The sequence below is a fragment of the Bradyrhizobium sp. STM 3809 genome (assembly GCF_000239795.1).
GTDB lineage: Bacteria > Pseudomonadota > Alphaproteobacteria > Rhizobiales > Xanthobacteraceae > Bradyrhizobium.
This window is the reverse complement of record NZ_CAFJ01000561.1, coordinates 1-9,348: the sequence shown is the minus strand read 5'-3', so window position 1 is coordinate 9,348 and position 9,348 is coordinate 1. Positions and strand designations below refer to the sequence as shown.

Sequence of the window (9,348 nt, the reverse complement as noted above, 5' to 3'; positions counted from 1 at the left end):
ATCGAGGTCGCCTTCGCAGGCCGCTCCAATGTCGGCAAGTCCAGCCTGATCAACGCGCTGACCGGCCAGAACGCGCTGGCGCGCACCTCGCACACGCCGGGCCGCACCCAGGAGCTGATCTTCTTCGAGGGGCCCGGCAACGCGCCGTTGCGGCTGGTCGACATGCCCGGCTACGGCTATGCCGCCGCGGCCAAGACCAAGGTCGCGTCCTGGACCGAGCTGATCCACCAGTTCCTGCTCGGCCGCGCCTCGCTCGCCCGCGTCTATGTGCTGATCGACGCCCGCCATGGGCTGAAGGAGGTCGACCAGGACATCCTGAAGACGCTCGACCGCTCCGCGGTCAGCTATCAGCTCGTGCTGACCAAGGCCGACCAGGTGAAGCCGGCCGAACTTGCGGCCCGCATCGCCGAGACCGAGGCCGCGCTCGCCAAGCATCCTGCGGCGTTTCCGCACGTGCTGGCCACGTCCTCACGCTCCGGCACCGGCATGCCGGAGCTGCGCGCGGCGATGGTCCGGCTGCTCGAGGAGCGCGGCGCCTGATGATGCGGTGGCGGATCCTGGTCGCATGTGCAGGGCTGATGGGCGCGGCCGGCGTGGCGCTGGCCGCGAAGGCCGCGCATGATCCGGATGCCTCGCGGCTCGCCACGGCCTCGACCATGCTGCTGTTCCACGCCTGCGCGCTGCTCGGCACCGTCGCGCTGGCGGAGCGGGGCGTCGTTGCCCGACGCATCGGGCTGATCGCGGCGATCGGCTTCGTGCTCGGCCCGGCGCTGTTCGCGGGCGACCTCCTGATGCGGCAGTTCACCGGCGACCGGCTGTTTCCGTATGCGGCGCCGATCGGGGGCAGCCTGCAGATCGCCAGCTGGATCGCCCTCGCGATCTGCGCGGCGTGGCCGCGGCGGGGCTGATCCGGCGCTTTGCGCCGCGCCCGGCAATCGGATAGAACCGCGCGCGACGTTCCGACAGCCGAGATCCCCCAGACATGACCGACGCGACCACCATCAGCCCGCTCGATCAGGCCCGAATCCTGTCCGAAGCGCTCCCGCACATGCAGGAGTATGACGACGAAACCATCGTCATCAAATATGGCGGCCACGCCATGGGTGACGAGGATACCGCGAAGGCGTTCGCGCGCGACATCGTGCTCCTGGAGCAGACCGCGATCAATCCGGTGGTCGTGCATGGCGGCGGGCCGCAGATCGCGACCATGCTCAAGCGCCTCGGTATCGTGTCGGAGTTCGCCGCGGGCCTGCGTATCACCGACGCCGCGACCATCGAGATCGTCGAAATGGTGCTGGCCGGCTCGATCAACAAGCAGCTGGTCGGCTACATCAACGAGGCCGGCGGCAAGGCCGTGGGCCTGTGCGGCAAGGACGGCAACATGGTGCGCGCGGTCAAGGCGTCGCGCACGATGGTCGATCCGGACAGCCATATCGAGAAGGTGGTCGATCTCGGCTTCGTCGGCGAGCCCGACAAGGTCGACCTCACGCTGCTCAATCAGCTGATCGGCTATGAGCTGATCCCGGTGCTGGCGCCGCTCGCGACCTCGAAGGAAGGCCAGACCTTCAACGTCAACGCCGACACCTTCGCCGGCGCCGTCGCCGGCGCGCTGAAGGCCAAGCGGCTGCTGCTGCTGACCGACGTGCCGGGCGTGCTCGACAAGTCGAAGAAGCTGATTCCCGAGATCTCGATCAAGGACGCGCGCAAGCTGATCGCCGACGGCACCATCTCCGGCGGCATGATCCCGAAGGTCGAGACCTGCATCTACGCGCTGGAGCAGGGCGTGCAGGGCGTCGTGATCCTCGACGGCAAGGTGCCGCATGCGGTGCTGCTCGAGCTGTTCACCAACCAGGGCACGGGCACGCTGATCCACAAGTGATGGGCAGGGCCGCCATAAGCTCAGGTCTCGTCATGCCCGGGCTTGACCCGGGCATCCATGACGCTGTTTGCGGTGGGGGCAAGGACGTGGATGGCCGGGTCAAGCCCGGCCATGACGGCGGAGAGAGAGCTGGGTACCCAACATCTCTCCGAGCTCGTTTCGCAGTCTCCCTGGCTGCACTCCTTCTTCCGCTTCTCGCCTCCGCCACCCCGGCCCGCGCCGACCTCAAGCTGTGCAATCGCATGAGCTACGTCGTCGAGGCCGCGATCGGCATCGACGAGAAGGCGGCGACCGCGACGCGCGGCTGGTTCAGGCTCGATCCCGCGACCTGCCGCGTGGTGCTGCAGGGAACGATGACCGCCGACCGCATTCTGCTGCACGCGCGCGCGCTGAGCCTGTACGGCGCCTCGCCGATCGCCGAGAACGGCAATGACCAGCTGTGCGTGGCTGCCACGGACAATTTCGTCATCGCCGCCGCGCGGCAGTGCCGCACCGGCCAGACACCCGCGCCGTTCACCCAGGTGACACCGACCAAGACCGACGACGGCACGCTGATCGCCTATCTCGCCGAGAGCGCGGAATATGATGACGAGCAGGCGCGGCTGGCGGGCATCCAGCGGCTGCTCGGCATCGCCGGCTATGACGCCTCGCCGATCGACGGCGTCGACGGGCCGAAAACGCAGGCCGCGCTCGCTGCATTCCTGAAGAGCCGTGGGCTCGCGTCCGAGGTCGTGTCGCAGCCGACGTTTTTCGCGACCATGGTGGAGGCGGTGCAGACGCCGTCACCAACCGGACTGACCTGGTGCAACGACACCCCGCACAAGGTGATGGCCGCGGTCGGGACGGATGACGGCCGCACCGTCGTCAGCCGCGGCTGGTACCGCATCGATGCCGGCAAGTGCCTGCATCCGGACATCACCGGACAGCCGAAGAAGGTCTACAGCTTCGCGGAAGCGGTCGACGACGAGAACCGCACCATCAAGCTGAAGAATAAGCCGCTGAACTGGGGTGGCCTGGTGCAGCTCTGCACCCGCGAGAACAAGTTCGAGACGACCGAGCAGGGCGACTGCCCGAGCCGCGGCTTCACCGCGACCGGCTTCACCGCCGTCGACATCACCCGCGGCGGCAAGACGCTGCGCTTTGCGTTGCCGTGATGCTGATGTCGATCAAGCCGAGGACGGCGCCCAAAACTCCGCCGTCATCCCGGCGAACGCCGGGATCCATAACCACCGGCCGTAATGTAGGCCACCGGCATCAGCCATCGTGCCCCAAGGCAGATCACGCGGTATGGGTCCCGGCGTTCGCCGGGACGACGGCGGAGTTTGACGCCACAGCCGGGCATGATGACCCAAGGCAGAATGGATCGAGGCACACATGACAAAAACACCGCGCGCCTTCGATCACGTCGACACCTGGGTGTTCGACCTCGACAACACGCTGTATCCGCATCACGTCAATCTGTGGCAGCAGGTGGATGCGCGGATCGGCGAGTTCGTGTCCAACTGGCTCAAGGTCGATGCCGACGAGGCGCGGCGCATCCAGAAGGACTACTACAAGCGCTACGGCACGACGATGCGCGGCATGATGACCGAGCACGGCGTGCACGCCGACGACTTCCTCGCCTACGTGCACAAGATCGACCACTCGCCGCTGGAGCCCAATCCGGCGATGGGCGCGGCGATCGAGCAGCTGCCCGGACGCAAGCTGATCCTGACCAACGGCTCGGTCGATCACGTCGACGCCGTGCTGGCGCGGCTCGGCATCGCCGGCCATTTCCACGGCGTGTTCGACATCATCGCCGCCGAACTGACGCCGAAGCCGGCGCGCGAGACCTACGACAAATTCCTCCGGCTGCACGACGTCGATCCGACGCGCGCGGCCATGTTCGAGGACCTCGCCCGCAACCTCGTCGTGCCGCACGACCTCGGCATGACCACCGTGCTCGTGGTGCCGGATGGCACCAAGGAAGTCGTGCGCGAGGACTGGGAACTGTCGGGCCGGGACGATCCGCATGTCGATCACGTCACGGATGATTTGACGGGGTTCTTGCAGCGATTGGTTGTCGCCTAGCCCTCGCTGCGTCGTCCCGGACCAGCGGCCGGGCTGGTCATGAGTTGCGACGGCGGTCCGCCAAACTCGGTGTCGTCCCGGGCTTGACCCGAGACCCATAACCCCAGGCGGATGGGTGAGGCACGCAAGTGGCTCAGGACGTGCCCAATCCATCTCCCTGTGGTTATGGGTCCCGGATCGGCGCCCGCGCGACAGCGCCTTGGCATGAGCGGACAGCGAGGCGCTCCGCTTGTCCGGGACGACGGCGGAGTGAACTTGACTCCCCTGCCCCAAACCCGGAAAAAGCCGCCCTGCCCCAAGCTCCTATACGTCCATCCCGGTCGACCCGGGACCAAGCGAGGATCGACCGATGTCACTGTCCGCCCTGGAATCCACCATCAACAGCGCCTTCGATGCCCGGGACGGCGTCTCGACGACGACCAAGGGCGAGGTCCGCGACGCCGTGGAGAGCGCGCTGGAGTTGCTCGACAAGGGCGAGGCCCGCGTCGCCGAGCGGGCTGCGGACGGCAAGTGGAGCGTCAACCAGTGGCTGAAGAAGGCGGTGCTGCTGTCGTTCCGCCTCAACGACATGAGCGTGATCCCCGGCGGCCCCGGCCAGGCGTCGTGGTGGGACAAGGTGCCGTCGAAGTTCGAGGGCTGGGGCGAGAACCGCTTTCGCGAGGCCGGTTTCCGCGCCGTGCCGGGCGCGATCGTGCGCCGCTCGGCCTTCATCGCCCGGAACGTCGTGCTGATGCCGTCCTTCGTCAATCTCGGCGCCTATGTCGACGAGGCGACCATGGTCGACACCTGGTCGACGGTCGGCTCCTGCGCCCAGATCGGCAAGCGCGTGCACATCTCCGGCGGCGTCGGCATCGGCGGCGTGCTGGAGCCGCTGCAGGCCGGCCCCGTCATCATCGAGGATGACTGCTTCATCGGCGCGCGCTCGGAGGTCGCCGAGGGCGTGATCGTGCGCAAGGGCGCGGTGCTGGCGATGGGCGTGTTCCTGGGCGCCTCGACCAAGATCGTCGACCGCGAGACCGGCGAAACCTTCGTCGGCGAGGTGCCGGAATACGCGGTCGTGGTGCCCGGCGCGCTCCCCGGCCGCCCGATGAAGAACGGCCAGATCGGCCCGTCGACGGCCTGCGCCGTCATCGTCAAGCGCGTCGACGAGCGCACCCGCTCGAAGACCTCGATCAACGAGCTGCTGCGCGACTGATCGAACCGCCACGACCTTGACGCCGACGAATCTCCGGACCGGCCGCGCCTGTCCGGAGATCGCCCATGGACTGGACCTGGTTTCTGTTCCGCTTCGACGGCCGGATCAACCGCGCCAAGCTCTGGCTGTCGCTGGTGGTGGTCGTCGCCTGGATGCTGGTGGCTGCTGCCCTGGTGGCCGGCATCGGCAGGCTGCTGGGCGGCCAGGCAGCCGCCAGCTTCAATCTGATGGACATCTTCGCGGTCCTCGATCCCGACACCTATCGCAGCCTGACGCGCACCGATCTCCCCTCCGCGGCAGCGCACGTCATTCTCCTCCCGCTGTTCGCCTGGGTGTTTGCCGCCGGTACCGTCAAGCGGCTGCACGACCGCGACAAGAGCGGCTGGTGGGCGGTGCCGTTCCTCGGCCTTCCCGGGCTGGTCGACCGCTACGCCGATCGCCTGCCGGGCACGATCCTTCCGATGGCCATCGGAGGGCTCGCGGTCGTGCTATCTGTCTGGGGCTTCGTCGAATTGTACTGCCTCGCCGGCGTTCGCCGGACCAACCGCTTCGGCCCGAGCCCGCTGCCGAAGGCCGGGCCCGGCGGGCGTTCTGCCGAGCGGGCGCCGTCGCGCCCCGCCTGGGATCAGCACAAGCAGCTCGCGTTCACGCCGCATATCGGGCCCCTCCCGTGGCGGGAGGCGGCGATCGGCAGCACTAGCCCGCCGCCGAATGAGCATGATAAGCGAAGGGCATGACCGATGCCCTCTCCATCACCCGCGACCTGATCCGCTGTCCCTCCGTCACCCCGGCCGATGCCGGCGCGCTCGGCGTGCTCGAGGCCCTGCTGAAAGAGGCCGGCTTCACGACGCATCGCGTGACGTTCTCGGAAGCGGGCACCGCCGATATCGACAATCTCTACGCCCGCATCGGCACCGAGGGTCCGCACATCACCTTCGCCGGCCATACCGACGTGGTGCCGCCCGGCGACGAAGCAGCGTGGAGTTTGCCTGCCTTCTCCGGCGAGGTGAAGGACGGCTACATCTACGGCCGCGGCGCGGTCGACATGAAGGGCGGCATCGCCTGCAGCGTGGCGGCGGCGCTGGACTATCTGCGCGATCAAGGCGGTCGGCCGAAGGGCTCGATCTCGTTCCTCATCACCGGCGACGAGGAGGACGTCTCGATCAACGGCACGATCAAGCTGCTGCAATGGGCGGCCGATCGCGGCGAAAGATTCGACCATTGCGTCCTTGGCGAGCCGTCGAACCAGGAAGTCATGGGCGACTGCATCAAGATCGGCCGCCGCGGCTCGCAATCCGGCACCTTGATCGTCGAGGGCAAGCAGGGCCACGTCGCCTATCCGCACCGCGCCTCCAACCCGGTGCCGGACATCTCGCGGCTGATCGTGGCGCTGTCGGACGAGCCGCTGGACAACGGCAGCGCGCAATTCCAGCCGTCGAATCTGGAATTCACGACCGTCGACGTCGGCAACACCGCCACCAACGTCATCGCCGGCATCGCGCGGGCGAAGTTCAACATCCGCTACAATGATTGCCACACCCAGGAGTCGCTGCGCGCGCTGGTCGAGGAGCGCCTGGCCAGGGCCTGCGGCAACCGCATCCGCGCCCATATCGATTGGCTGCCGTCGAACTCCAATGTCTTCCTGACCAGGCCGGGGCCGTTCACCGACCTTGCGGTGGCGGCCATCGCGGAGGTGACCGGGCGCAAGCCGGAGCTGTCGACCACCGGCGGCACCTCGGACGCGCGCTTCATCTCGAGCTACTGCCCGGTGATCGAGTTCGGCCTGGTCGGCCAGACCATGCACCAGATCGACGAGCGCGCCTCGGTGGCCGATATCACCACTCTGACGAAGATCTATCGCGGCATTCTCGATCGCTATTTCGCGTGAGCAGCGCGCCTGATCAGGATCAGGCGGCCTTCACCTCGGCCAAGAACTGATCGACCTCGCGGCGCAGATCCGTCGCCTGCCCGGCGAGGCTCGCCGCTGAATCGAGCAGCGACCGCGCGGAGCCGCGGGTGTCGGCGGCGGCGGCGCTGACCAGCGCGATCGACGACGAGACATCGTTGGTGCCGCTGGCGGTCTGCTGCACGCTGCGGGCGATCTCCCGCGTCGTCGCGCTCTGCTCGGCCACCGCGCTCGCCACCGCTCCCGTCACGCCGCTGATGGTGTTGACGACGGCCGCGATCTTCTCGATGGCGGCGACGGTGCTGCCCGTCTCGTTCTGGATCGCCGCGATCTGGCTCTCGATCTCCTCGGTCGCCTTGCTGGTCTGCGACGCCAGGCTCTTCACCTCGGAGGCGACGACGGCGAAGCCCTTGCCGGCCTCGCCCGCGCGCGCCGATTCGATCGTGGCATTGAGCGCCAGCAGGTTGGTCTGCGAGGCGATGGCGCGGATCAGCTGGACGACGTCGCCGATGCGGGTCGCGCTGCCGGCGAGCGTGCGGACCTTGTCGGTGGTGTCGAGCGCCTGGCTGGTCGCATTCGACGATTCCGCGGCCGCTTCCGCGATCTGCCGGGTAATCTCCTTCATCGAGGCGTCGAGCTCTTCGGACGCCGCCGCGACCGTGTTGACGCCGGAGGTCGCCTGCGCCGCGGCATCCGCGACAGCGGTGGCGCGGGACGCCGTGGTGCTGGCCGAGCCGTCGAGCGTCTCCGCCGACTGCTTCAGCCCGCTGGCGGCATCGCTCAGGCGGCCGCACAGCGTGTCGATGACCTCGCCGAAGCGCCGGGTGAGCGCCTCGATCTTCTGCCGACGCGCGTCGCGCCGCGCTTCCGCATCGGCGCCCTGCAGCGCCAGCCGGTCGGCCTCCGCCGACTTGTCCTGCAGCACGCCGATGGCGTTGGCGAGCGTGCCGACCTCGTCGGTGCGATCGCGATAGGCGACCGCGACGTCGCGCGCGCCGCCGGCGATGCGGCCAATCAGATCGGTCAAATGCGAGAGCGGCTTGATCACGCGGGCATTGAACCACAGCGTGCCCAGGATCGCGGCCGCGACGTTGACCAGCAGCAGCGCCAGCGCCAGCGCGAAGCGGGTCTGCGAGTCGGAGATCGCGATCTCGCTCTGGCGCAGCGCCTCGGCGATGGCCGCGTCGCGCAGCGGCAGGATCGTATCGAGGATCGGGAACATCGCGCGCAGGAACTGATCAGGGTCGAGCTCGAGCACCTTGCCGCGGTTCGGCGCGACCTGGGACGCATAGAGATCACCGCCGCGCGCCCAATAGCCGCTCTCCACATTGGCGAGCGCGGCCAGGATCGGCTTCTGATCGATTTCGGCGCCGGCGAGCTTGGCCGACGACCAGATCCGCTCGATCCGTCCCTTGAACATCGCCATCGCTTCGGCCGGCTCGCCGGACATCGGCTGCTTGGTCGCAATCATGCGGATGAAGGTCGTGGTGGCCCGGCCGGCCCAGTCACGCAGGTCCCAGCCGATCACGGCGAGACGCGCGGCCTGGCCGACGGCCGGATTGGCGGCGTTGATCCGGCGGACGATCAGCTCGACATGGCCACCGGTGGTCTCCTGGATCGTGAACATCTGCGGCACGTAATCGCGCAGCACGGCCTCCGGTCGCGCCGTCTTGGCCTGCGCGACGGCATCGAGGGCGGAGCCGCGCACCGTGCGCAATTTCTGCTGGATCGCGTCCAGCGCGGCGGTGTCCTCGCCGAGCTGGGCAAGGCCGCGCGCCTTCGCGAAGGCCTCGTCCGATCCCTGCAGGATCTTCTGCAGCGAGGCGATCTCGTCGGCGGTCGCCGGGTTCGGCGAGGCCAGCCGCGGATTGACCATGGCGCGCTCGAGGTTCAGCTTCTCCGGCAGCCGCAACATGGCGGCGAGCAGCTGCGCGTCGCGGCCCGCCGTCTGCGCGGCCTGCAGCGAACTCAGCTGCTGCCAGGCGAACAGCACGGTGGCGAGGACGCCGATGACGGCTCCGAGCAGCAGAGAGAGCAGGAAGACTTGACGGATGCGCACGATCGACCTCGCTGGAGAGCAGCACAGGCGCAATCGGTAGCAGCGAGGACTTCAATTTGAGGTTAAGAATTGATGGTCCGCAACGAGAAGCGGCAAGTCATGAGGACAGTCGTTCGCATCAAACTAACATACGATAACCGGTCCGCCGCGGAGCCCGGATCAGTAATCGACCTTCACCAGATATAGCCCTTCCGGCGGCGCGACGACGCCGCAGGCGGCGCGGCGGCGGGCCGCGAGCG

The 9,348-nt window shown here is 68.1% G+C and carries 9 protein-coding genes and 1 pseudogene; 8 read left to right on the top strand and 2 right to left on the bottom strand.

Going from position 1 to position 9,348, the window contains the following annotated elements:
• The 8 genes from yihA to dapE form a co-directional block, all read left to right on the top strand.
• Positions 1–540, top strand: a 540-nt coding sequence (gene yihA, locus BRAS3809_RS25605; RefSeq protein WP_035658534.1) for a ribosome biogenesis GTP-binding protein YihA/YsxC, incomplete at its 5' end; no start/stop codon positions are given.
• Positions 540–908 (top strand): DUF423 domain-containing protein, encoded by a 369-nt coding sequence (locus tag BRAS3809_RS25600; RefSeq protein ID WP_035658531.1) that lies wholly within the window; start codon positions 540–542, stop codon positions 906–908. The genes yihA and BRAS3809_RS25600, both read left to right, overlap by 1 nt.
• Before the next feature lie 74 nt (positions 909–982).
• Entirely contained in the window at positions 983–1,879 is an 897-nt protein-coding gene (argB, locus tag BRAS3809_RS25595; RefSeq protein ID WP_008964922.1) for an acetylglutamate kinase, read from the top strand.
• 86 nt (positions 1,880–1,965) lie between these two features.
• The gene (locus tag BRAS3809_RS25590) at positions 1,966–3,033 is read left to right on the top strand and encodes a DUF1036 domain-containing protein (protein ID WP_008964921.1); all 1,068 of its coding nucleotides are present in this window, start codon (positions 1,966–1,968) and stop codon (positions 3,031–3,033) included.
• 220 nt (positions 3,034–3,253) lie between these two features.
• Positions 3,254–3,949, top strand: coding sequence for a pyrimidine 5'-nucleotidase (locus tag BRAS3809_RS25585; RefSeq protein ID WP_008964920.1), 696 nt, complete (start codon positions 3,254–3,256; stop codon positions 3,947–3,949).
• Positions 3,950–4,298: 349 nt separating this feature from the next.
• Positions 4,299–5,144 (top strand): 2,3,4,5-tetrahydropyridine-2,6-dicarboxylate N-succinyltransferase, encoded by an 846-nt coding sequence (dapD, locus tag BRAS3809_RS25580; protein ID WP_008964919.1) that lies wholly within the window; start codon positions 4,299–4,301, stop codon positions 5,142–5,144.
• A 65-nt stretch (positions 5,145–5,209) separates the two neighbouring features.
• A complete protein-coding gene (locus tag BRAS3809_RS25575) occupies positions 5,210–5,881 on the top strand; it encodes a DUF805 domain-containing protein (RefSeq protein ID WP_008964918.1) in 672 nt (223 codons plus the stop codon).
• Positions 5,878–7,032: a succinyl-diaminopimelate desuccinylase gene (gene dapE, locus BRAS3809_RS25570; RefSeq protein ID WP_008964917.1), complete on the top strand. Its 1,155-nt coding sequence runs from the start codon at positions 5,878–5,880 to the stop codon at positions 7,030–7,032. Before BRAS3809_RS25575 ends, dapE begins: the two co-directional genes overlap by 4 nt.
• A gap of 19 nt (positions 7,033–7,051) precedes the next feature.
• Here dapE and BRAS3809_RS25565 read toward each other — a convergent pair whose 3' ends face one another.
• The gene (locus tag BRAS3809_RS25565) at positions 7,052–9,109 is read right to left on the bottom strand and encodes a methyl-accepting chemotaxis protein (RefSeq protein ID WP_008964916.1); all 2,058 of its coding nucleotides are present in this window, start codon (positions 9,107–9,109) and stop codon (positions 7,052–7,054) included.
• Between the two features lie 159 nt (positions 9,110–9,268).
• Positions 9,269–9,348, bottom strand: a pseudogene (locus BRAS3809_RS36160) (tRNA pseudouridine(38-40) synthase TruA); the annotation flags it as partial.